This is a genomic window from Rhodococcus sp. Leaf225 (genome assembly GCF_001426145.1).
Classification (GTDB): Bacteria; Actinomycetota; Actinomycetes; order Mycobacteriales; family Mycobacteriaceae; genus Rhodococcoides.
Map to the genome: position 1 here is coordinate 152,524 of NZ_LMRN01000025.1, position 23,992 is coordinate 176,515.

The 23,992-nt window shown below is 68.3% G+C and carries 20 protein-coding genes; 15 read left to right on the plus strand and 5 right to left on the minus strand.

Translation table 11 applies throughout. The features are described from left to right. The first annotated feature begins 37 nt into the window (after nucleotides 1-37). Nucleotides 38-931, plus strand: coding sequence for a LysR family transcriptional regulator (locus ASG69_RS19005; RefSeq protein ID WP_027506648.1), 894 nt, complete (start codon nucleotides 38-40; stop codon nucleotides 929-931). A 48-nt stretch (nucleotides 932-979) separates the two neighbouring features. Here ASG69_RS19005 and leuA read toward each other — a convergent pair whose 3' ends face one another. Both leuA and ASG69_RS19015 read right to left on the minus strand, forming a co-directional pair. After that, on the minus strand, nucleotides 980-2,800 hold the full coding sequence (gene leuA, locus ASG69_RS19010) for a 2-isopropylmalate synthase (RefSeq protein WP_027506649.1): 1,821 nt from the start codon (nucleotides 2,798-2,800) through the stop codon (nucleotides 980-982). 168 nt (nucleotides 2,801-2,968) lie between these two features. After that, nucleotides 2,969-4,645: an FUSC family protein gene (locus ASG69_RS19015; RefSeq protein WP_156380586.1), complete on the minus strand. Its 1,677-nt coding sequence runs from the start codon at nucleotides 4,643-4,645 to the stop codon at nucleotides 2,969-2,971. A 128-nt stretch (nucleotides 4,646-4,773) separates the two neighbouring features. Between ASG69_RS19015 and ASG69_RS19020 the strand changes: the two genes are divergently transcribed. Both ASG69_RS19020 and ASG69_RS19025 read left to right on the plus strand, forming a co-directional pair. Beyond that, a complete protein-coding gene (locus ASG69_RS19020) occupies nucleotides 4,774-6,039 on the plus strand; it encodes an aspartate kinase (protein WP_027506651.1) in 1,266 nt (421 codons plus the stop codon). Between the two features lie 7 nt (nucleotides 6,040-6,046). Further along, nucleotides 6,047-7,090: an aspartate-semialdehyde dehydrogenase gene (locus ASG69_RS19025; RefSeq protein ID WP_056443287.1), complete on the plus strand. Its 1,044-nt coding sequence runs from the start codon at nucleotides 6,047-6,049 to the stop codon at nucleotides 7,088-7,090. A gap of 70 nt (nucleotides 7,091-7,160) precedes the next feature. Here ASG69_RS19025 and ASG69_RS19030 read toward each other — a convergent pair whose 3' ends face one another. Then, nucleotides 7,161-7,850, minus strand: a complete 690-nt coding sequence (locus ASG69_RS19030; protein ID WP_056443289.1) for a hypothetical protein — start codon at nucleotides 7,848-7,850, stop codon at nucleotides 7,161-7,163. 291 nt (nucleotides 7,851-8,141) lie between these two features. Further along, entirely contained in the window at nucleotides 8,142-8,339 is a 198-nt protein-coding gene (locus ASG69_RS19035) for a PspC domain-containing protein (RefSeq protein ID WP_027506653.1), read from the minus strand. A 183-nt stretch (nucleotides 8,340-8,522) separates the two neighbouring features. Between ASG69_RS19035 and ASG69_RS19040 the strand changes: the two genes are divergently transcribed. The 4 genes from ASG69_RS19040 (at nucleotide 8,523) to ASG69_RS19055 (ending at nucleotide 13,521) form a co-directional block, all read left to right on the plus strand. Beyond that, on the plus strand, nucleotides 8,523-9,605 hold the full coding sequence (locus ASG69_RS19040) for a glycosyltransferase (protein ID WP_056443293.1): 1,083 nt from the start codon (nucleotides 8,523-8,525) through the stop codon (nucleotides 9,603-9,605). A 69-nt stretch (nucleotides 9,606-9,674) separates the two neighbouring features. After that, complete coding sequence (locus ASG69_RS19045; protein ID WP_056443296.1) at nucleotides 9,675-10,286, plus strand: TetR/AcrR family transcriptional regulator; 612 nt, start codon at nucleotides 9,675-9,677, stop codon at nucleotides 10,284-10,286. A gap of 56 nt (nucleotides 10,287-10,342) precedes the next feature. Further along, nucleotides 10,343-11,818, plus strand: a complete 1,476-nt coding sequence (locus ASG69_RS19050) for a flavin-containing monooxygenase (protein ID WP_051613577.1) — start codon at nucleotides 10,343-10,345, stop codon at nucleotides 11,816-11,818. Continuing rightward, on the plus strand, nucleotides 11,815-13,521 hold the full coding sequence (locus ASG69_RS19055) for a GMC oxidoreductase (RefSeq protein WP_056443299.1): 1,707 nt from the start codon (nucleotides 11,815-11,817) through the stop codon (nucleotides 13,519-13,521). The genes ASG69_RS19050 and ASG69_RS19055 overlap by 4 nt, the downstream gene beginning before the upstream one ends. 72 nt (nucleotides 13,522-13,593) lie before the next feature. Here ASG69_RS19055 and ASG69_RS19060 read toward each other — a convergent pair whose 3' ends face one another. After that, complete coding sequence (locus tag ASG69_RS19060; RefSeq protein WP_027506657.1) at nucleotides 13,594-14,742, minus strand: hypothetical protein; 1,149 nt, start codon at nucleotides 14,740-14,742, stop codon at nucleotides 13,594-13,596. Nucleotides 14,743-14,942: 200 nt separating this feature from the next. On the opposite strand from ASG69_RS19060, the gene ASG69_RS19065 reads away from it, so the two are divergent. From ASG69_RS19065 to ASG69_RS19100, 8 genes are all read left to right on the plus strand, one after another. Then, nucleotides 14,943-16,028, plus strand: a complete 1,086-nt coding sequence (locus ASG69_RS19065) for an SMP-30/gluconolactonase/LRE family protein (protein WP_156380587.1) — start codon at nucleotides 14,943-14,945, stop codon at nucleotides 16,026-16,028. A 161-nt stretch (nucleotides 16,029-16,189) separates the two neighbouring features. Continuing rightward, nucleotides 16,190-17,713 (plus strand): catalase, encoded by a 1,524-nt coding sequence (locus ASG69_RS19070; RefSeq protein WP_056443305.1) that lies wholly within the window; start codon nucleotides 16,190-16,192, stop codon nucleotides 17,711-17,713. Between the two features lie 340 nt (nucleotides 17,714-18,053). Next, nucleotides 18,054-18,725 (plus strand): SipW-dependent-type signal peptide-containing protein, encoded by a 672-nt coding sequence (locus tag ASG69_RS19075; protein ID WP_056443308.1) that lies wholly within the window; start codon nucleotides 18,054-18,056, stop codon nucleotides 18,723-18,725. A 21-nt stretch (nucleotides 18,726-18,746) separates the two neighbouring features. Further along, nucleotides 18,747-19,421, plus strand: coding sequence for a hypothetical protein (locus tag ASG69_RS19080; protein ID WP_056443312.1), 675 nt, complete (start codon nucleotides 18,747-18,749; stop codon nucleotides 19,419-19,421). Between the two features lie 48 nt (nucleotides 19,422-19,469). After that, nucleotides 19,470-20,000 carry a signal peptidase I gene (locus ASG69_RS19085; RefSeq protein ID WP_056443316.1) on the plus strand — a complete coding sequence of 177 codons (531 nt, stop codon included), beginning with the start codon at nucleotides 19,470-19,472 and terminating at the stop codon, nucleotides 19,998-20,000. 746 nt (nucleotides 20,001-20,746) lie between these two features. Continuing rightward, nucleotides 20,747-21,466 carry a hypothetical protein gene (locus ASG69_RS23160; protein WP_235579012.1) on the plus strand — a complete coding sequence of 240 codons (720 nt, stop codon included), beginning with the start codon at nucleotides 20,747-20,749 and terminating at the stop codon, nucleotides 21,464-21,466. Nucleotides 21,467-21,516: 50 nt separating this feature from the next. Further along, a complete protein-coding gene (locus tag ASG69_RS19095; RefSeq protein ID WP_056443322.1) occupies nucleotides 21,517-22,182 on the plus strand; it encodes an HAD family hydrolase in 666 nt (221 codons plus the stop codon). Next, nucleotides 22,179-23,987 carry a glycoside hydrolase family 15 protein gene (locus ASG69_RS19100; RefSeq protein WP_056443326.1) on the plus strand — a complete coding sequence of 603 codons (1,809 nt, stop codon included), beginning with the start codon at nucleotides 22,179-22,181 and terminating at the stop codon, nucleotides 23,985-23,987. Before ASG69_RS19095 ends, ASG69_RS19100 begins: the two co-directional genes overlap by 4 nt. Nucleotides 23,988-23,992: the final 5 nt, after the last annotated feature.

Below are 23,992 nucleotides of genomic sequence, written 5' to 3' on the forward strand. Positions count from 1 at the left end.
ATCGAATTGTGGTGACCGGTAGCTGTAGCGTTGCTACATGAATGTCGACCGGTTGCGCGTCCTGCGGGCGCTGGCGGATCGCGGCACGGTCGCCGCGGCCGCCGACGCGCTGTCGATGACACCGTCCGCAGTGTCGCAGCAGCTCAAGGTGTTGGCGAGGGAGGCGGGAGTCGCCCTGCTCGAACCCGACGGGCGCCGCGTGCGGCTCACCGCGGCGGGACGCGCGCTGCTTCCTCACGCCGACGACGTGCTCGCCGCCCTCGACCGGGCGTCGGAGGAGATGGCGTCGTACCGCGGCAGCGCACGCGGAACCGTTCGACTGGCGCTCTTCCCCTCGGGCGCCGCACTGTTGCTGCCGGGGGTTCTGGACCGGCTCACCGAGGCGGGTGTGGATGTCGACGCCCGGGACGAGGACGTGCCTGCGTCGGCCGTGCCGGCGTTGCTCGCGGACTACGACGTGGTGCTGACGCATCGGGACGAGCGCGCACCGAGCATCGCGTCCGAGCGGGTGGAGGTGCGTTCACTGATGCGCGAGCCCATCGACCTGGTGCTGCCGCCGGGGCACCCGCTGGCGGAGCGTGATGCCGTCGACATCGAGGATCTGGCGGACGAGCGGTGGATCAGTGTCCGCGGAGGGTTCCCGGTGGACGACGTGCTGCTCTCCATCGCGACGGTCACCGGGGTGGCGCCGCGAGTCGATCTGCGGATCAACGACTTCCGGCTCATGGAGGAGCTGGTGGCCCACGGCCACGGGATCGCGCTGATGCCGCGCCACGCCTCGACGCACCCGGGTGTCACGCAACGCCGGTTGGCCGGGGTGCGCGCGGCCCGCATCTACGACCTGGCGACACGACCCCGCGCCGCGGAGCGTCCGGCCGTGCGGGCCGTGGTGGACGCGTTCGCGGCGCGGGTCGCGGAGGTCACTGCGTGACCCGTGCGCCTTTTGCGTATCCCTGGATGCGCAGAAGGCGCACGAGGGCTACGCCCCGGATCGTGCCGCCCGGTTCACGGCCGAGACCACGGCGCGCAGTGATGCCGTGGTGATGGAGGTGGCGATACCGACACCCCACACGATGGTCTCGCCGCCGCCGGGCAGCCGCACGGCCGCCTCGACGTAGGCCGCGGCCTGGGCGTCGTCGCCGGCGGACATGGCGTGCTCGGAGTAGTCGAGGACGCTGACGTCGTACCCGATGGAGCCCAGCGCGTCGACGAAGGCGGCGAGTGGACCGTTGCCGTCGCCCGTGATCTCCTGCTCGGCGCCGTCGACCTTGACGATCGCGGAGATCGAGTCGATTCCGCCGTCCTCCTCGGCCGCGGTGACGCGCTGCCGGATGCGCTCGAGAGGAACGATCGGGGCCAGGTACTCCTCGGAGAACACGTCCCACATGGCCTTGGGCGACACCTCGCCGCCCTCGCCGTCGGTGACGCGCTGCACGGCCGAGGAGAACTCGATCTGCAGTCGACGCGGCAGCACCAGACCGTGGTCCGACTTCATGATGTAAGCGACGCCGCCCTTGCCGGACTGCGAGTTGACGCGGATCACGGCCTCGTACGTGCGGCCGACGTCCTTGGGGTCGACGGGCAGGTACGGAACCTGCCACAGCACGTCGTCGACGTCCTGATCCTGTTCGTCCGCAGACACTTTCATCGCGTCGAGGCCCTTGTTCACGGCGTCCTGGTGGCTGCCGGAGAACGCGGTGTAGACCAGGTCGCCGCCGTACGGGTGGCGCTCGTGGACGGGCAGCTGGTTGCAGTACTCGACGGTGCGCCGGATCTCGTCGATGTTGGAGAAGTCGATCTGCGGGTCGACTCCGCGAGTGAAGAGATTCAGGCCCAGCGTGACCAGGCAGACGTTGCCGGTGCGCTCACCGTTGCCGAAGAGGCAACCCTCGATGCGGTCGGCGCCGGCCTGGTAGCCCAGTTCGGCTGCGGCGACGCCGGTCCCGCGGTCGTTGTGCGGGTGCAGGCTCAGCACGATCGAGTCGCGACGTTCGAGATTGCGGTGCATCCACTCGATGGAGTCGGCGTAGACGTTGGGGGTCGCCATCTCGACGGTCGCGGGCAGGTTCAGGATCATCGGGTTCTCCGGTGTGGGAGCGATGATCTCGGTGACCGCGTCACAGACCTTCTTGGCGTACTCGAGCTCCGTGCCGGTGTAGGACTCGGGCGAGTACTCGTAGCGCCAGTGCGTGTCGGGGAACTTCGTCGCCTCCTCGAGCACCTTGCGGGCACCGTCGGTCGCGATCTTCTCGATGGCGTCGCGGTCCGCGCGGAAGACCACGCGGCGCTGCAGGATCGACGTGGAGTTGTAGAAGTGGACGATGACGCTGCGGGCGCCCTCGCACGCGACGAACGTGCGCTCGATCAGTTCCGGCCGGCACTGGGTGAGCACCTGGATTGTGACGTCGTCGGGAATCGCACCGTCCTCGATGATCTCGCGGACGAAGTCGAAGTCGGTCTGGCTCGCGGACGGGAAACCGACCTCGATCTCCTTGTAGCCCATACGAACCAGCAGTTCGAACATGCGGCGCTTGCGCGCGGGGCTCATCGGGTCGATGAGTGCCTGGTTGCCGTCACGCAGGTCCACGGCGCACCACTGGGGTGCGCGATCGATGACCTTGTCCGGCCAGGTGCGGTCGGGGAGGGTGAGCGGTTCGACCTCCTCGGCGAACGACCGGTACCGGAACGTCGGCATCGACGAGTTCTTCTGGGTGTTCCACGAGGGCTGATCGGCGGGCGCAGGCTTGGTGGGGGTGGTGACCGTGCGTGAGCCGGATACGAAAGCGTCGGCGGGTGACATCGATGATCTCCGTTGTGAGGAAGGGGACGACCGGCGCCGAAAAGACCCGCGACAGGGAGCCGGTCTGTGAATCAGACCCCGTCGCGGCGACGAAGGAGGAGGGCGAACCCGGCGCCGAACATGCGGGTCACCCTACTCCGTCGCCCGCGCGGACGACACCGGCACGTCTCACGGGCGCGGTGCCACGTCCTTCCACCGCTCCGGTTCCGCCAGCATGGCGCCGTCCGCGGTGCGCCAGCAGGCGGACAGGAGGTCGTACCCGGCCGCGTCGACTCGCAGGTGCGACTCCCACCTCGCCGACGTCCACTCCCGGTCGTCGCTGACGGCGTGCTCGGCGGCGAAGGCGGCCCCGACGAGCTCGAACTGCACGTCTCGCCGCGCGGTCATGGCGTCCGGATGGGTGGGTGTCACGGTGCGCAGCAGATCCGCCGTCCGGCGACAGGCGTCGAGAACGCGCCCGTCGCACCAGAGCAGGCACCGCCGATGAGCGTGACGAGCGACCACCCACATCGACGCCAGCGCGCACAGCACACCGATGCTCGTCTCGACGAGACGCTCGGTCGCGAGCGGCCACGCCTGCGCACCCGGATGGGACGCGCCGCCGATGAGCAGCGCCAGGGGCGTGATGAACATGACGGCGATGCCGTAGTTCCGAGCGATGACCAGTTCGATGAGGAACTGCAGTGCCATCAGCAGCAGGACCAGCACGAACCCGCTCGGTGACAGTGAGAAGACGACGGCGAAGAGCACCACTCCGACGGCCGTGCCCACCAGGCGGTGCAGGGCGCGGACGGTACCTCGTGGTCGGTCGAGGCCCTGTTGCAGCACGAGGACCGCGCCGATGACAGCCCAGTCGGGCCGCCCGAGCCCGGCGACGACGGCGATCGCGCCCGAGGCCGCGGATGCGCAGAAGACGCGGAGCGCCGTGGTGGTGGCGTGGGAATCGACGTGCAGGGCCCGGAGCAGCCGGAACCTGATCGTCGGGCGCGACATCGGGACGGAGGGCGTGTGATCCGGAGTGACGTGCACGGTGTCCGACGCGTGCTCGGGATCGAGCGGTGCGTCGCCGATGATGCGCGCGAAGTCGAGGTGGACTCTCCGTAGTCGCAGGACCAGCGGATCGTCGGTCCGGCGAGCCGGGATCCCGGCGTCGTGCAGTGCGGCCCAGGCGCGATCGACCGCGACGGCGGCGCGGTGCCGGGCACCGACCGCGGGATCGCCCGCGGTGCGCGCCTCACCGAAGACGGTCACGCTCCGCTCGGCGGCCGCCACGGCGTCACGTTCCGGTTTCGACGCGTCGCGCAGCGCCGGTGCCATCGACACGACCAGGGCCCACAGCGCTCCGAGCGCGACGCAGGCGGAGTTGACCCACGCCGTCACCCCGCTCTGCGGGACGATGGTGGCGATCGCGCAGGTCAGGACGAAGAAGAAGGCACCGGGCGGTCCGAGACGGAGCGCATCCACCACGAAGGTCGCGACGGTGCCCAGGACGGTGAGCACCACGACGACGAGGACGGCGCCCACCACGGAGTTCCGCGGGTCGGCGTACTGGCCCACGAGGCCGCCGACAGTGGCGGACAGCACGAGTGCGAGACCGGCCCACAGGACGACCGACCAGCGGGACCGGAACGGCCGGCCCTCGCCGTAGACGACGGCGAATCCGCCTGCCGCGGTCAGCAGGGCCTCGGTGGGAAAACCGAGCGCGAGCAGCGCGAGTGCCGGAACACCGAACGCGAGCGCGGCGCGGAGGCCGCCGGGCCAGCGCGGCCCCACCGACGGCACCGCGACGAAGAGTCGTCGGCGCCGAGGACGAGGCGGTAGAGCGGACGGGTCCGGGGCTGTCACCACCTGATGGTAGGCACGCGATTCCCCCCGGACCCCCGCAGGTCGGTAGGCTGCTGACCGTTCCGGCGGCACCCGTCGCACCAGTGGATGTCCAGCGGGACGTTCTCGACTCGGGAGGTAGCACCAGCGTGGCACTCGTCGTTCAGAAGTACGGAGGATCCTCGGTGGCGACCGCCGAGCGGATCCGGCGCGTCGCTGAACGGATCGTCGAGACCAAGCGCAAGGGCCACGACGTGGTCGTGGTCGTCTCCGCGATGGGAGACACCACCGACGAACTGCTCGACCTCGCGCAGCAGGTGTGCCCCGCGCCGCCCGCGCGCGAGATGGACATGCTGCTCACGTCGGGCGAACGCATCTCCAACGCGCTCGTCGCCATGGCCATCCACTCCCTCGGCGCCGAGGCCCGATCCTTCACGGGATCGCAGGCCGGCGTCGTCACCACCAGCGTGCACGGCAACGCCAAGATCATCGACGTGACGCCCGGGCGCGTCCGCGACGCACTCGACGAGGGCTCGATCGTCCTCGTCGCCGGTTTCCAGGGCGTCAGCCAGGACAGCAAGGACGTGACGACGCTCGGGCGCGGTGGGTCGGACACCACCGCCGTCGCGCTCGCCGCCGCGCTGAACGCCGACGTCTGCGAGATCTACACCGACGTCGACGGCATCTTCACCGCCGACCCACGGATCGTTCCCGACGCCCGTCACCTCGAGAAGGTCTCGTTCGAGGAGATGCTCGAGATGGCGGCGTGCGGCGCCAAGGTCCTGATGCTGCGGTGCGTGGAATACGCCCGCCGCTACAACGTTCCCGTCCACGTCCGCTCGTCGTACACCACCAAGCCAGGGACCATCGTGTCCGGATCCATGGAGGACATTCCAGTGGAAGAAGCCATTCTGACCGGTGTCGCGCACGACCGGAGCGAAGCGAAGGTCACGGTCGTCGGCCTGTCCGATCAGCCGGGCTTCGCCGCCAAGGTCTTCCGGGCCGTCGCGGACGCCGAGATCAACATCGACATGGTGCTGCAGAACGTCTCGCGCATCGACACCGGCAAGACCGACATCACGTTCACGTGCCCCAAGGCCGACGGACCCACCGCGGTGGAGAAGCTGACCAAGCTGCAGGGCGAGATCGGCTTCACCAAGGTGCTCTACGACGACCACATCGGCAAGGTCTCGCTCATCGGCGCCGGCATGAAGTCGCACCCCGGCGTCACCGCGACGTTCTGTGAAGCGCTCGCCGACGCGGGCATCAACATCGACCTCATCAGCACCTCGGAGATCCGTATCTCCGTGCTGACCAAGGACTCCGAGCTCGACGAGGCCGTGCGCGTGCTGCACGCCGCCTTCGGCCTCGGCGGCGACGAGATCGCCGTCGTGCACGGCGGAACCGGAAGGTAGGAGCATCATGACCACGAATTCCACCGGCCTCCACATCGGAGTCGTCGGCGCGACCGGCCAGGTCGGCGCCGTCATGCGAACCCTGTTGGCGGAGCGTAAGTTTCCCGTCGCCTCGATCCGTTTCTTCGCGTCCGCCCGGTCCGCCGGCAAGACCCTGCCGTGGGGCGACGGCGAGATCACCGTGGAGGACGCGTCCACCGCGGATCCCACCGGGCTCGACATCGCGCTGTTCTCGGCCGGCGCCACCATGTCCCGCGAGCAGGCGCCGCGCTTCGCCGCCGCCGGCGTCACCGTCATCGACAACTCCTCCGCGTGGCGCAAGGATCCCGACGTCCCGCTCGTGGTCAGCGAGGTGAACCCCGAGGCGACGAAGAATCTCGTCAAGGGCATCATCGCGAACCCCAACTGCACCACCATGGCGGCGATGCCGGTGCTCAAGGTGCTGCACGACGAGGCCGGGCTGCAGCGGCTCATCGTCTCGAGCTATCAGGCCGTGTCCGGCAGCGGTCTCGCCGGTGTCGAGGAACTGGCGAAGCAGGCGCGTGCCGTGGTGGCCGACGCCGAGAAGCTGGTGCACGACGGCAGCGCCGTCGCGTACCCCGATCCGACGGTCTACACCGCGCCGATCGCGTTCAACGTCCTGCCGCTCGCGGGCTCTCTCGTCGACGACGGAAGTGGCGAGACGGACGAGGACCAGAAGCTGCGCAACGAGTCCCGCAAGATCCTGGGTCTGCCGGACCTGCTGGTGAGCGGCACGTGCGTCCGCGTTCCCGTGTTCACCGGCCACTCGCTGTCGATCAACGCGGAGTTCGCGAACCCGCTGTCCGTGGAACGGGCGACGGAACTGTTGTCGTCGGCTCCCGGCGTGCGCGTGGTGGCCGTGCCGACGCCTCTGCAGGCGGCCGGCGCCGACGAGTCGCTCGTCGGACGCATCCGGCAGGATCCCGGTGTGCCGGACGGTCGCGGACTCGCGCTGTTCGTGTCCGGCGACAACCTGCGCAAGGGTGCTGCCCTCAACACGATCCAGATCGCCGAACTCTTCGTTCGGTAGTGCGGGAAGGCCGGAGGCCGGTCGGGTTCGGCGGGAAGGCTGGAGGCCGGTCGGATTCGATCCCGCGCGCTCAGCTCTCGAGGGCGCGCAGGGTGCGGTGCGTGTCGCGTGACGGCACGTACCCACCCAGGATCGAACTCCAGGTCCACAGGCGTCCGTCGAGTCGGTAGCGCCCGTGGGGGAGACCGGCGTCGAGCGCTGTCGCCTCGCCGCTGACCACGGCCGAGAGCATCACGCTCTCGTCGACGACACCGACCACCATCGCATCGACCGTGGACACCGGCTCGTCGGCATCGCGGCCCGACGAGTCGACCAGCGGCTCCATGACCGCCTCGGTGCCCTCGGGAGCGTGGAGGAAGCCGGAGTCGTGCGAGCACCCGTCGGCCTGACACTGTTCGAATCCGGCGATCACCTCGAGCCGCTCGATCAGTGGCCACAGGTCCTGCGAATGCCAGCGGGACAGTCCGCTCTCGCCGCCGTAGGCCTCGCTCCAGGACGCGAACACGGCGGTGAACTCCTCGACCACCGGTCCGTGCCGGTACCAGCAGCGGGGGATGCGCTCGGTCAGCTCGTACCGGTCACGCAGCCACCACACCCAGTCGGTCACCTCGTCCCACAGGCGGGCGGCGTCGTCGGTGTCGAGATAGCGCCACGTGTAGCGACCGCGGGCGCGATCGGGACCGGGGAGAGTGCCCGGACGAGGTCGAGCGCCGCGGCCCGAAGGATCACCGTGGTGCGGGAAACCGCCGTGGTAAGACATCGTGTCCTTGCCGGCCGCGCGCCAGGGTGGTGGCGAACAGCCTGCTCGAGAGTGGCCGTGTGGTGCCGGGCGCCCCGGGGCTCGAACGCCTCGCACTTCGACGTGAGCGCACGGTGGACGAGGTGACGACACCGCACGTGCGACGAATCGACTTCGACAGTAGGTGCAGGTCAGTCGTGCCGCAAGTAGACCCTGTCCAACCGTTGGTCAAAGATGTTGTCGGTGATCGGAATACGAACCCGCCACGGGAACGGCGCCCGATGTGCACTCACTCTCGAACTGATCGAACGATCAGTAGGACGACTTGGGGATCGCGATCCACAGGACCAGGTAGATCACGAACTGCGGTCCCGGAAGGATGCACGAGAGGACGAACAGGAGGCGCACGAGTCCTGCGCTCAGACCGAAGCGCTCGGCGAGACCGCCGCACACTCCGGCAATGAGCTTGCTCTGACGTGAACGGGTGAGCCTGCGGGCCGGGCTGGTCATCGTGGGACCTCTTCTTCGTCGGTGACGTGTCGTCGCGGGTCGGACACCACGGCAACGTGCGGCGCCGGTGCCGGGTTCCCGTGCCGCCGTCGTGCGACGACGGTGAATGCTCGACGTGAGTGTTCGTGCGACGTTCTCGGCGCGGTCCTCGTCCGTACACGGCTCACCTCGACACTGGGCCGCATGCGCATCGTGCAGGTGGCCAACTTCTACGGACCTCGTTCGGGCGGTCTGCGGACGGCCGTGGACCAACTCGGAGCCGGCTATGTCGCTCGCGGCCACGAGGTGACGGTCATCGTGCCCGGCGACGTCCACTCCGAGACGATGTCTGCCACCGGGGTGCATCGCATCACCGTCCCGTCCACCCGGCTCCCGATGACCGGTGGCTACCGGGTGGCGAGGCCGTCCGTGACGGCCGATGTCGCGGCGAGTCTGCGACCGGACGTGCTCGAGATCTCGGACCGTCTGACCCTGCGTGGCCTCGGAACGTGGGCGCGCCACAGAGGGATTCGCAGCGTGATGATCTCCCACGAGAGGCTGGACCGACTGCTCGGACAGGTGTTGCCCGTCCCGGTGGCGCGCGCGGCGGCGGACGTCGCCAACCGGCGGTCCGTCCTCGGTCACGACGCGGTGGTGTGCACCACCGCGTTCGCGCAGGAGGAGTTCGACCGGATCGGCGCAGACACGCACCGCATCGCACTCGGGGTGGACCTCGAGTTGTTCCACCCGTCGCGTCGCCATCGCAACGAGGGACGGATGATCCGGCTCGTGCACTGTGGACGGCTGTCGGTGGAGAAGCACGCCGAGCGGAGCGTCGACGCCCTGGCACACCTGCGCCGCGAGGGCATCGACGCACGCCTGGTGGTGGTGGGCGACGGTCCGCGGCGGTCCGCGCTCGAGCGGCGCGCCGAGGGTCTGCCCGTGCACTTCGCCGGGTTCGTCTCCGACCGCGAGCGCGTCGCACGGTTGCTCGCCGAGGCGGACGTGGCGGTCGCTCCCGGACCGCACGAGACGTTCGGGCTGGCGGCCCTGGAGGCACTGGCGTCGGGCACACCCGCGGTGGTGTCGGGAACGTCCGCGCTGGCCGAGATCGTCACCCCGGACTGCGGCGCAGCAGTGGCCAATCGCTCTCGCGACTTCGCCGAGGGCATCGCCGCGACCCTGGCGCTCCCCTCGGGCGGACGGCCCACGGCCAGGGCGAGGGCGGAGCAGTACGGCTGGCCGACGGCGGTGGAATCGATGCTCGAGGTCCTGTCCGGGCGGTGACGGTCGGCCCGCCCTGAACTCCGGCGAACTCACTTACATTCAGTCTGGACTGTTTGTAAGAAAGCCGATATGGTCGCAGATGTGACCGAGACCACCGCCGTGACCGAGCCGGCTGCCCAGCCCGCCCGCCGGACGCAGGCCGAGCGCACCGCCGGCACGCGGGCCAAGCTTCTCGACGCCGCCATCGACACGTTGGTGGACGTCGGGTACTCCCGCGCCAGCACCCAGGAGATCGCACGTCGGGCCGGTGTGTCCCGCGGTGCTCAGCTCCACCACTTCCCGACGAAGGAAGCGCTCGTCGTGGCGGCCGTCGAGCGGCTCGTCGAGCGACGCCTCGACGAGCTGGTCGGGGTCCACCGCGGTGGGCCCGTCGGCCCGGCGCTCCTGCTCGACGCCTTCTCCGGCCCGTTGTTCCACGCGGCGCTCGAACTGTGGGTCGCCGCCCGCACGGATGCGGCACTGCACGCCGCGGTGGAACCACTCGAGCGTCGAGTGACCGAGGTGTTGCAGGAAGGCGGCCGAGAGCTCTACGGGGACAGCATGTCTCCCGCTGCCTTCGACCTGAGTATCGAACTCGCACGAGGGATGGCCGTGTCGGCCATCTTCCGAACCCCCGAGGAGGAACACGCGATGCGTGCACGATTGTTGCCGGAGTGGGAGCGGGCGGTGACGGAGCTGTGACGACCACACTGCCCGCGCACGTCGATGTTCTCGTCGTCGGATCGGGATTCGCCGGTATGGGTGTGACGGCGCGGGTGCTCCGCGAGGACCCGTCCGCCGACGTGCTCGTGATCGAGCGTGCCGACGACGTCGGTGGGACCTGGCGCGACAACACGTATCCCGGTGTCGCGTGCGATGTTCCGACGTCGCTGTACTCGTTCTCCTTCGCCCCGCACTCCGATTGGAGCCACACCTTCGCTCGTGGACCGGAGATTCATCGGTACCTGCGCGGGGTGGCCGACGACTTCGGGATCCGAGACCGTCTCGTCACGGGTTGCGCGCTGCTCGGGGCGCAGTGGGACGAGGAACGCTGCGTCTGGGACGTCACCACGGAGAAGGGTGATCTGACCTGCCGAGTGTTGGTCGCGGCCACGGGAACGCTCTCGACGCCGAAGCTGCCCGCTGTGCCGGGCCTCGACACATTCGCCGGCCACACCTTCCACTCCGCGACGTGGGACCACGACTACGACCTGCGCGGCAAGCGTGTCGCCGTCGTGGGCACCGGTGCGTCGGCCATCCAGTTCGTTCCCGAGATCGCCCCGGTCACGTCGCAACTGCACGTCTTCCAGCGCACCCCGGCATGGGTGATCCCGCGCATGGACCGCACGCGCGGTCCGATCGAGCGATGGTTCTACCGCCGCGCGCCGTGGACACTCGAGGCGCAGCGCGGTGCGATCTACGCCTACCGCGAGATGTACGTCGAGATGATGGCCAAGCGGCCCAAGCTTCTGTCGATCGCGCACACGATAGCCACGGGTTTCCTCCGACTGAAGGTGCGCGACGGCGGACTCCGGAAGCGCCTCACGCCGGGCTACACCATCGGCTGCAAGCGCATGCTGTTGTCCAACGACTGGTACGACACGTTGCAGCGACCGGACGTCGAACTGGTGGACAGCGGTCTGGCCTCGATCACGCCGACAGGTGTGGTGGACGCCGCGGGACGCGAGCGCGAGGTCGACGCCATCGTCTTCGGTACCGGCTTCACCCCCACCGAGCCGCCCGTCGCACATCTGTTGCGCGGCAGCGACGGTCGAACTCTCGCCGAGCGGTGGGGCGGCAGCCCGCGCGCCTACCGAGGTACGACGATGGCCGGCTTCCCGAATCTCTTCCTCATGTACGGGCCGAACACCAACCTGGGACACAGCTCGATCGTCTACATGCTCGAGTCCCAGTCGGCGTACGTCGAATCCGCTCTGCGCGAGATGACGCGTCGCAGCGTCGATGCCGTCGACGTGAGTCCGTCCGCGGTCGACGAGTGGAACGCGTCTCTCGACGCCGACCTGGCCGGCACGGTGTGGAACACCGGTGGGTGTTCGAGTTGGTACCTGGACGCGAGTGGACGGAACTCGGCCATGTGGCCGACCTTCACGTGGAAGTTCCGCAAGGCGACCGCCGCGTTCGACATCGAGAACTACCGCACGATGCGGGCGCGCGGAGGGCCGGACGTCGGCCGAACTGTGGGAAGTACACCGTCGGAGAAGGCAGCAATATGAAGAACACCTACGACGTCATCGTCGTCGGATCGGGTTTCGGCGGCAGCGTCTCCGCCCTGCGTCTGACCGAGAAGGGATACCGAGTCGGTGTCCTGGAATCCGGTCGTCGTTTCGAGGACGACGAGCTGCCCAAGACGAGCTGGCGACTGCGGAAGTATCTGTGGGCGCCCATGATCGGGTGCTACGGACTGCAGCGGATCCACCTGCTCCCCAATGTCCTGGTGATGGCCGGAGCCGGTGTCGGCGGCGGATCGCTGAACTACGCGAACACTCTGTACCAGCCCCCGAGCCGCTTCTTCGAGGATCCGCAGTGGGGTGACATCACCGACTGGGAAGCGGAGATGACGCCATACTACAAGCAGGCGCGTCGGATGCTGGGCGTCGAGGACAACCCGACCATCACCCCCGCGGACAAGGTCATGCGCGACATCGCCGAGGAGATGGGCGTCGGTGACACGTTCAGCACCACACCGGTCGGCGTGTTCTTCGGTCAGCCGGGGCAGAAGGGTCGCGACGTCCCGGACCCGTTCTTCGGTGGCGTCGGACCCACCCGGACAGGCTGCACCGAGTGCGGTGCGTGCATGACGGGCTGCCGTGTCGGCGCCAAGAACACCCTGGTGAAGAACTACCTCTACCTCGCCGAGAAAGCCGGTGCCATGGTGCATCCGCTGACCACGGTCACCTCGGTGCGTCCCCGCGAGGGCGGTGGATACGAGGTGCGGACGCGTCGCACCGGTGCGAAGCTGCGGCGCAAGGAGACCGTGATGACGGCCGACCACGTCGTCTTCGCCGCCGGCACCTACGGGACCCAGAAGTTGATGCTGGCGATGAAGGAGACCGGAAATCTGCCCCACCTGTCGGACAAGCTCGGGTCCGTGGTGCGTACCAACTCCGAAGCGGTGCTGGCCGCGACGGCGCGTGACCGGCAGATCGACTACACGGAGGGCGTGGCGATCACCTCGTCGTTCCACCCCAACGATCACACGCACATCGAGCCGGTGCGATACGGCAAGGGCAGCAACGCCATCGGACTGTTGCAGACCGTTCTCAGTGACGGCGGCGGCAGGCTGCCGCGACCGCTGAAGACGCTGGGCGTCGCGCTGCGCCATCCGGCCGCCACCGTGCGCAGCCTGTCGGTGAAGAACTGGTCGGAACGCACCGTCATCGCGCTCGTCATGCAGACCGACGACAACTCGCTGGAACTCGGTTCCAGGAAAGGTCGATTCGGTCGGCGTCTGACCTCCCGCCCGGGAGGTGGCAGCCCGCCGCCGAAGTGGATCCCGGAGGGGCACATCGCGATCAGGAAGGCCGCGGACAAGATCGGCGGCGACCCGGGTGGCTCGTTCGCGGACGTGTTCGACATTCCCATGACCGCGCACTTCCTCGGTGGTTGTGTCATCGGTGCGACGCCGGAACGGGGCGTCATCGACGCGTACCACCGGGTGTTCGGGCACGAGGGTCTGCACGTCGTCGACGGATCGGCCGTGAGCGCGAACCTCGGCGTCAATCCGTCGCTCACCATCACCGCCCAGGCTGAGCGGGCGATGGCCCTGTGGCCGAACAAGGGAGAAAACGATGAGCGTCCGCCGGTCGGCACAGGGTACGAACCCCTCGCCCCGGTCCGCCCCGTCGCTCCCGTGGTTCCCGCCGAAGCACCCGGCGCACTGCGACTCCCGCTCACCGTGGTGGGTCGGAACCGCTGACTCGCGCGGGCTCGACCCCGAGACGACACAGGCCCCGACCTCCTCGCGGAGATCGGGGCCTGTCCCGTTCGGTCACTTGCCGGAGATGGGTCCCAGCAGCGAGGTGGTCCAGATCGCCGAGTTGGCGGACCCTGCCGGGTCACCGGCCGGCACCAGTCCGTTGATGGTCACCTGTCCGCCGGCCAGTCCGCGTGCGGGGTTCGGCGGGAGGGTGAGGCCGCAACTCTGCTGCACGTCGGCGATGCCGGGCAGCGAGTTCTGGCGGCACTGACCGCGTCCCTCGACCGTCAGCGGGCCACCGGGCAGGTTGTCGTACGTGACGGTCAGGGCAGCACCGAATTCGGGCTGCGCCGTCGGGGAGTAGCAGACACGCGCCGTCGCGGCCGTGATCTCGCTGGGCGAGGTCGAGGCCGCGCCCGTGGCCGGATCCACACTCGCCGCGTGCAGTTCGGTGGTGCGCTCGCCTCCCGCACAGGACGGCGACGATCCCACCGATCGGGAGTTCACCTCGCGTGTCACGTTGTAGGCGATCGGGCCCGTCGGCTGCGGGATTCCGGCGGGCGGAGCCGAATCGACGGGCGCGGTGCCCTCGCCGAGCGAGTACAGCGTCCACACCGATCCGGTGCGTCCACCGGGCAGACGCAACGGGTTGGCCACCGAGTTGCTGGTGGCGACACCGGCGCTCACACCGGACGCGTTGGGCTGGATGCGGAGAACGCAGTCGACGGCGCCGCGTCCGGGCGATCCGGGGTAGAGCTCGAAGCCGCACGGTCCGCGCATGTCGAGACGGCCGAGGCCGGGAGCGTCGAGAGTGCCCCACTGGTCGAGGATCTGGGTTCCGTCGAGCCCCAGCCCGTCGCACACGTAGATAGGTCCGACGTTGCGCGCCGTCTCGGCGGTCAGCACGCCGGACGCGGGGTCCGACTGGAACGTGTACATACGGGCGTCGAGACGTTCGACGAGGAGGTACTGGGCCGGAACGCCGTACTGGGCGTTGCACCGCGCGGTGTCCTCGGCAGTCGGCCGATTGCCGCTGTCCACCGTGCGGAAGACGTGGAACTGGCCGGGGCCGTCGCTGATCGATCCGAGAAGGGTCGACGGTGCCACCGGTCCCGGGTCGGCCGAGGCGGTGCCCGTGAAGGAGGCGACCGCGGTGACGGCCGCAGCGGCGACGAGTCCCGCCCGCCGCAGAAGACCGGATCTGCTCGAACGACTGTGCATTGTTGTATTCCCCCCAGAACTGCTGCCATCTCGACGACCGAAGAGTGCCACACGAATCCCCCATCTCCGACATGTGTGTGACCTGGCACAATGCCCGCTACGCGGCCCTGGACGAGTGGACACGAGGGGACGGTCGGACTGACCGTAGTGTCCACCGGAGCAGCACAGTGCTGCGCAATTCGTGCCGGGGGGCTCCTGACGTGTCGACGTTCTCTCTGACCAGAGTCATGGTCACCGTGGTGGCAGTGGCCGCCATGACAGTGTTCGGGAGTGCCACGGGGAGTGCGGATCCCGCCGTACCACCGTCGCCGGCGCCCGGTGGCGCACGAACGTTCTCCGAGCTTCCGCTGCCCGGACAGCCGGAGGGCATCGCCGTCGATCCGTCCGACGGCAGCGTGTGGACGGGATCGAATCGGCCCCGATCGACGGGAACGGTCTGGCATCACGACGGATCCGGTGCACTGATCGGCACCTACGATCTCGTGGGGCATTCCCCGGACGCCGAGCACGGGGTCAACGGCATCGCGCTGGACGGTGCGGGCCGGGTGTACGCGCTCGACTGGTCGGGTGCGCGTGCGGTACGACTCGATCCTGCATCGGGAGCCCAGTCGGTCTACGCGACGTTCCCCGATCTGCCGTCCTGTGGTCGGGGGATCGTCCCGTGCGAGCCGAGCCCTGTCGATCGACCCGCGTGGCCCAACTACCCGGTGTTCGACGCGGCGGGCAATCTGTACGTGAGCGATCTGAACCAGGCCACCATCTGGAAGGTGCCGGCCGGCGGCGGTGAGGCTCGGATCTGGTACCAGAGTCCAGATTTCGTGTCGCTGTACAGCGTCAACGGCATGCAGTTCGACGCGCAGGGCCGCCTCGTCTTCGTGGTCACGATCTCCCTGACAGCGGACCCGTCGATCTTCCGCGGGAAGCTGTTCCGCCTCGGCGTCGACGGGAACGGTGGTCCGGGTACTCGCGAGGAGATCGCCACGACGTCACAGGGTGACGGCATCGCCATCGGGGAGTCGGGCCGCGTCTACGTGGCGGTCGCGAACCCGATCATCAACGACGTCGAGATCGTGGAGCCCGGACGTGGCGTCGTCGGCGCGCTCCCGTCCCCCGAAGCGAGGGCAGCGCTGGCGGTGCCTCTCGTCACTCCCGCATCGTTGGCCTTCCGCGGCACGTCGGTGTTGGCGACCAACCATTCCCAGTACGCGATCGACCCCCGCGAGTGGTCGATCCAGGAGTTGGGCGTGGGGGAGCGGGGACTGCCCCTCCTGTACCCGTCGCCCTGACACCACGAACGTAACTGGACTGATTCCAGAAAAGGGGTCATACTGGAACGGATCGACATTCTGCGTGTGCGCGAGTCGATGCCCGGGTATGCGGGTACGACGGACGTTCTGCGTCACACCGCGACGCTTCGCGTCTGCCACGAACAGGAGGCACTGGACTCATGACACAGCCGAGGCCCACGACCAACAACGCCGGTATCCCGGTTCCCAGCGACGAGCACTCCCTCACTGCGGGTGCGCAGGGACCGATCCTGCTGCACGATCACTACCTCATCGAGAAGATGGCGCAGTTCAACCGTGAGCGGGTCCCGGAGCGTGTGGTGCACGCCAAGGGTGCAGGCGCCTTCGGCACGTTCGAGGTCACCGGTGACATCTCGCAGTACACGCGGGCGGCGGTGTTCCAGCCCGGCGCGAAGACCGAGATGCTGGCGCGCTTCTCCACCGTCGCGGGCGAGCAGGGCAGCCCCGATACGTGGCGCGACCCCCGCGGTTTCGCGCTGAAGTTCTACACCACCGAAGGCAACTGGGACATGGTCGGCAACAACACGCCGGTGTTCTTCGTGCGCGATCCGTTGAAGTTCCAGGACTTCATCCGCAGCCAGAAGCGCATGCCCGACTCCGGTCTCCGAGACAACAACATGCAGTGGGACTTCTGGACCCTGTCGCCCGAGTCGGCGCACCAGGTGACCTGGCTGATGGGTGACCGCGGAATCCCGAAGTCGTTCCGCCACATGGACGGTTTCGGTTCGCACACGTACCAGTTCATCGCTGCCGACGGCACCAAGTCGTGGGTCAAGTTCCACTTCAAGACGGATCAGGGCATCGACTACCTGACACAGGACAAGGCCGACGAGCTGGCGGGCACGTCGCCCGATCATCATCGTCAGGACCTGTTCGGATCGATCCGCAACGGCGACTTCCCGAGCTGGACCGTCAAGGTGCAGATCATGCCGTACGACGATGCCGAGACGTACAGGTACAACCCGTTCGATCTGACCAAGGTCTGGTCGCAGAAGGACTACCCGTTGATCGAGGTCGGCACGATGACCTTGAACAAGAACCCGGAGAACTTCCACGCCCAGATCGAGCAGAGCTCGTTCGAGCCGTCCAACCTCGTTCCGGGCATCGGTGCGAGCCCGGACAAGATGTTGCTCGGACGCATCTTCAGCTACGCGGACGCGCACCGGTACCGCATCGGCACCAATTACGCGCAGCTGCCGGTCAATCGGGCGAAGGCGGAGATCAACTCCTACTCCAAGGAGGGTGCGATGAACATCCACTACAACTCTGCGGAGACGCCCGTGTACGCCCCGAACTCGTACGGTGGTCCCGCCGCCGACATGAACGCGTACGGCGACGACGGTGCCTGGGACTTCGAGCCCCGATTCGTGCGCACCGGGTACGTGCAGCATCCCGAGGACGGCGACTTCGTCCAGGCCGGCATTCTCGTGCGCGAGATCATGGACGACGACGCCCGCGAGCGTCTCGTGGGCAACATCGTCGGCCACGCGCTCAACGGTGTCACCGAGCCTGTGCTGCAGCGGGTGTTCCAGTACTGGAGCAACGTCGACCCCGAGATCGGCAAGAAGGTCGAGGAGGGTGTGCGCTCCGGACAGGGCGAGACCGCCCCCACGACCGGCGCCGGCGCGGTGGATGACCCGGCCGACGAGGCCGCGAAGGTCTGATCCGCTCCGATTCTCGACGCCGCCCGTCGCACCCTCAGCGGGTTCGGCGGGCGTTGCCGTGTGTGATGTAGATCACGTTTGAAACGTGTGGTCAGAATTCTCTGCCGGCTCGCTGCTTCGGGCACCGAAGCGGCGGCGGCAACGCCGACAGGCTCACGTCCCGGCCCGGTTCATCGAACGGCCTCGTCGTATCGCCCCGATCGGTCTGTGTGACCCCGAGTACCGATCAATGGTTCGCAGAAGTTGAAGAACGTTCGGTATGTGTGGTTTCGAGAATGGATCTACAGTTCGCTCGCAGCCATTGCGGTAATGGCTCGTCGAAGCGAAACGGGGACCTGCCATGACCACCGATCTCACCGTCGAGACAGAGCGTGAGCAGCGTGATGTCCGTCGCCGCAAGGTTCGAGCGCTCCTCGCGGGCGGGTTGGTTCTCGGCGTCGGAGCGGCGGTGACATTGGCTGCATGGAGCGACAACGTGTTCGGCACCGCGCAGTTCACAGCGGAGAACTGGAACGTGCAGGGTGACTTCTCGGCCGCCGGCAGTGGGGCGTGGCAGGAATACAACACCGCCGAGACTGCGGGCACTTTCAACTACACGACGGGCTTCTCCGCGCTGAGCCCCGGCACGACGGTGTACGCGCCGGTTGCCCTGCGCGTCGGCTTGGGAACCAGTGCAGGCGGCGCATACGACGCGGCCGTGACCCTCCGAGGGGCCACGCCGACGACGGGGGCGCTGACACCCCTTCTCACCTATCAGGTCGTCAGCGGCGTCACCGCGGCGAACTGCGCGGCCGGAACGATCACCGGAGGCGCGAGTGTCGTCCCCGTCGGCAGTGCCCTCGGCACGGGAAGCGCCTCCAAGGCCATCACGCTGCCGAAGACCGGCACCGCTCTTCCTCTGTGCTTCGCCGTGACCCTGCCTGCGACCGTGACCGCGGACCAGGCGGCCGGTAAGACCACCAATACGGTCACCTGGCAGTTCCAGGCCGAGGCCGTGGTGCCGACGCCGTAATCGGCTGCTCCTCGTCACCCCATGTCTCGTCACGCACCATCTCGGCACACTGCGGCGGAACCGCGGACGCACGACGCCGTCGTCGGACGACGGGCTCGGCTCGGTGCCGTGATCGGTCTGGTCGTAGGACTCGTCGTCGCGGCACTCTCGGCCACCGACGTCGCGGCGTCGTGGACCGACCGGGTCCTGGGCGGATCGGCATTCAGCACAACACCGTTCGGCTTCGAGTCGGCGACGCTCGGGGCGCCCTTCGCGACCCACTCGGAGGCCGCGCCTGCCGTGCTCTCTCTGCTTCCGGCTGCGCCGCTGCTCCCGGGTCAGTCGGTCTACGGCGCGATCTCGTTGCGTTCGGTTGCCGGGTCGCCGGCGGTGGCCGTGACCATCGACGGCACGGCGTCGGTGCCCTCGGGCCTCGCATCGTTGTTGCAGTACGCAGTCGTTCGATCGCCCACGTGCGACAGCACCTCGTTCGGCTCGACGGCATCGTTCGTCGTCGGCTCGGTCACGGGCGGTGTCCCGTTGTCCGCCGATTCGGCGAGCGGGGCCGTCGTACTCCCGGCAGGATCGCCGACGACCACGGGAACCGTTGTGCCTCTGTGCTTCAGGATGACGCTGCCCGACACCCTCGCGGTGTGGACCGCCGGGGCCGCGTCGTCGACCGTTCGGGCCACGTGGACCTTCCTCGGTACCGCCTGAGTCCACGTGCCCGATCACCCCTTCGCGCCACCAGAAAGTGCTCACACCATGTCGACTCGTCACGCAGCGCCCCCTCGGCGTCGTTCGGCCTTCTCCCGCCTGGGTGACGCCGTTCTCAACGTTCTCGCGCTCGGCGGTGTCGTCTGCATCGTGCTGGTGGTTCTGTCGTTCACCCTGAACATCTCGTTGATCATGTTCAAGACGGGATCGATGGCACCGACGATGCCGACGGGGTCACTCGCGGTGGTGCGGGAGGTACCTGCGGACTCCGTCGTTCCCGGGGATGTCGTGACGATCGCACGGGTCGGCGAGCTGCCTGTCACGCACCGTGTGGTCGAGACCTCGCCCGGCCGCGACGGCGCAACGTTCCTCGAGCTGAAGGGCGATGCCAACGAGTACGAAGATCCGGCCGGATACGACGTCACCGAGGTGCGCAAGGTGCTGTGGTCGGTGCCCGGCCTCGCGAAGGTGGTGGTGTGGTTCTCTAGTCCCCTGGTTCTGGCGCTTCTGACCCTCTCGATGGCGGCTCTCGTCGTGGCGATGTTCTGGCCGAGAACGCCGAAGCGGCCGGTACCGTGAGCCGCCCGCGCTCGGTGGCACTGGTCCTGATCGCTGCTGTGCTGACGGTCGTGTCGGTGGTCTCGAACACCGATGGCACCGTTGCCGCCTGGCAGGGGCGGGACCACGCAGCGGCCACCGTGTCGATCGGATCATGGCCCAGCGCCGGAAGCGCGTACGCGGAGATCGGACGCGTCGGTTCAGCGTCGGGTCTCGCATTCGATCTGCTCGCGGGCGGAACGAACCCGCCGTGGCCCGGACCGGCAGCGACGCGATCGCAAGCGGCTCCGGGAACAGTCACCAGCACCACGGCCGGGCCGTACAGCAGCGCCGGGGTACTCGGGTTGGCCAACGAGCTGACTTCGCGAGGCGCTGCTCCGGGAACACCGATTCAAGGCTCGTCGTGCGCGGCCTACGGATGGGCGCCGAACACGCCGGCACCGTGCACGACGGTCCCGTCGCAGAGAGTGAACGCGCGCGCAACTCTGTCGTCCTACACGCTGTACGCGTCACTGCTGTCGCTTCTCGGCCTTGGGTCGACAGACGTGGTCTCGGTGCCGTCGCCTGTGACATCGGCCGCATCCTGTGACCTGACCACCTCCGGGCCGACCTACACGGCAACACCTCCGAGTGCGGCAAACGTGACGACGCTGAACCCTCGGGGTTCGATCACCGTTCGAGGCGGAAACGCCGTCGCGATTCCGCCTGCGGGCGGCACGGTGTCGTTCGATTTCCCCCAGAGCGGGTCCACCGTCGTGGTGCCTGGCGTGTCGGGAACACTTCGCAGTGTCGTCGACAACTCGTCGTCTGCGCGCTCGAGCCTCGTGCTGGAGAACGGCCGGATCCTGAGGCTGGGACTGCTCGGGGGCATCCTTCTCGACATCAGGTTCACCCTGGTGCTGGTCGACGCGGCGTGCGGAGGCGGACCGACCGGGCCCGTGTCGATCACCGCCGCATCTGCGCGAGTAGCCGCAGCGGAACCGCCGGCTGCGACGACACCGGTCACGACGACACCGGTCACGACGACACCGGTCACGACGACACCGGTCACGACGACAGCGGCCGCGACGACAGCGGCCGCGACGACAGCGGCCGCGACGACACCGGTCACGACGACCAGCGCTCAGCCGTCGGCGTCCTCGGTGGTGTCACCGACCGACGCGACGACGATTCCTGCATCGTCGAGCACCGCCGCAACGACCACGACGTCTCCGGCGCCGACCACCACCACCACCACTCCCGCTGCAGCCTCCGCCACGGTGTTCTCCGGGGCGGGGCCCATCACGTCGATCACGACATCCGACGGGCTCGAATGCTCCGTCGGTCCTGATGCGGTCACCTTCACGTGTTCGGACGGCAGCACCCTCGTCTTCACTCCGGTGGCGCTGTCGCCACCTGGCATCGCCGCTGCCACGACCGACGGGCTCTGGTCGCCGAGGACGCTCACGGGGGAGACGGTGCCGGTGGAGGCGGCCACCCGGTCGTGACGCTGCCCTCCCGCCGTTTGTCGTCCCCCACCCCCGGGTAGTCGAGGAGGGTGACTTCTCCCGCCGTTCTGTTCGACATCGACGGCACGCTTGTCGATTCGAACTACGCCCATGTCCACGCCTGGGCTCGTGCCTTCTCCGACGCCGGTATCGCTGTGGACTCGTGGCGGATTCACCGCTCGATCGGCATGGACGGCGTGAAGCTGCTCTCGTCGTTGGCGGGTGACGCACCCGAGGGCGCGGCGGAACGCGCGAAGGAACTACACACGCAGTACTACGAGGAGATGTCCTCCCTGCTGTCGCCGCTGCCCGGTGCGCTCGACCTGCTCGGCGCGGTAGCAGACCGCGGGCTGCAGGTGGTGCTGGCCACCTCGGCACCGGAGAACGAACTCGCGATCCTTCGCGGACTTCTCGGGGTCGAGGAGATCGTCTCGGAGTTGACGTCGTCGGAGGACGTCGAGACGGCGAAGCCTGAGCCGCGCATCGTCGACATCGCGCTGGACCGTGCCGGCGTCGGTGCCGAGCGCGCCGTCTTCGTCGGGGATTCCGTGTGGGACGTGAAGGCATCCGTCACAGCGGGCGTCCCGTGTATCGGAGTGCGCAGTGGCGGCGTCTCGAGTGCCGAGTTGACCGAGGCCGGCGCCACCGCGGTGTACGACGATCCTGCAGACCTGTTGGCGCACATCGACAGTTCGATGATCGCGCGCCTCGGATGAGAGAGAACGGCTACGCACCGATCGAGAACTACGCGGCGATCGGCGACGGCCGCACCGTCGCGCTCATCGCGGACGACGGGCGCATCGACTGGTTTCCCGTTCCCAATCTCGACACCGCGCCGGTGTTCGCGGCACTGCTCGACGCCGAGTCCGGCGGCTACATCTCGATGCGCCCGGCGGAGGAGTTCACGACCACGCGTCGGTACGCCGACGGCACCAATGTCCTGGTCACGACGTTCACCACCGAGTCGGGCGTCGTGAACGTCACGGACTCGCTGAACACCGGTGTGGCGGGACGCCTTCCGTGGACCGAGCTCGCACGGCGCGTCGAGGGCGTCGAGGGCAGTGTCGACATGGAGTGGTCCGTCGCTCCGGGGACGTGTCTGGGAACGGCGTCGCCGTGGTCGTACGAGACGGTGCACGGTACGGTGCTGCGCGTCGACGGTGTCACTCTGGGCGTGCGCACTCTCAATGCCGACGACATCGAGCTCGAATCTCGTTCCATCAGTGGTCGATTCACCACCGCGGTCGGTTCGCGCTCCCTCGTGGCCGTGGTCGGTACCGAGGTGGAACCGTTGTATCTCCCGGTGCCGGAGGACGTCGATTCGGGCATCGATCGCACGATCGCCAACTGGCAGATGTGGTCCGAGGAGTTCCGGTACGAGGGCCCCTGGCACGACGAGGTCCATCGCAGCGCCCTCGCACTGAAGCTGTTGTTGTACAGCCCGTCCGGTGCCATCGCGGCGGCGGCGACGACCTCGCTGCCGGAGCGGTGGGCCGGTGCCAAGAACTGGGACTACCGCTACGCGTGGGTGCGTGACACCGCGTACACGATCAAAGCGCTGATCCGCTTCGGTCTTCGCGAGGAGGTCCACGCCGCGGTGGCGTGGCTGCTGCGCATCATCCGCAGCAACGAGCAGATCACGCAGGTGTTCTACACCCTGAACGGTGAGATCCCGGGCGGCTCGACATATCCCGACGTGCCGGGGTGGCGCGGGGTCGGTCCGGTGATCAACGGAAACGAGGCGGCAACTCAGTTGCAGCAGGGGATCTTCGGTGACCTGTTCGACATCGTTTCCCTCTACGTGGACGCGGGCAACGTACTCGACGCGCCCACGGGCCGACTCCTTGCGGAGATCGCCGACACGACGTGTGACATCTGGCGCCGCAAGGACGCCGGAATCTGGGAGCTGCCCACGATCCGGCACTACACATCTTCCAAGATGGGCTGCTGGCACGCGCTCGACCGTGCGGTGCACCTCTCCGAGCAGGGCATGATTCCCGGCATCGCGGACAGGTGGGTGACCGAGCGCGACCACATCGCCCAGTGGATCGACGACAATTGCTGGTCCGAGTCCCGCGGCGCCTACGTCTGGTACCCGGGCACGGATGAGCTCGACGCCTCCGTGTTGCTGCACGCGGGCAGTCGGTGCGTCGACGACGAGCGGATGTCGAGGACCGTCGACGCTCTGCGCGACGAACTCGGTTCCGGCGACCACCTCTATCGCTACTCCGGCATGCAGATGGTCGAGGGTACGTTCGTCGCCTGCTCGTTCTGGGTCGTCGGCGCCCTCGCCAAGCTCGGCCGCGACGACGAGGCCACCGCACTCATGGATCGACTGGTCACCAGCGGCAACGACGTCGGCCTCTTCGCCGAGATGATCGATCCCGACCGGTCGGCCGAGGACGAACCGTCGACCTTTCTGGGCAACTTCCCGCAGGGGCTCTCCCATCTCGCTCTCATCAACGCTGCGCTCACGCTCGCCAGCGGCCACGACCACACGACCTCCGACACAGGAAAGTAGGACCA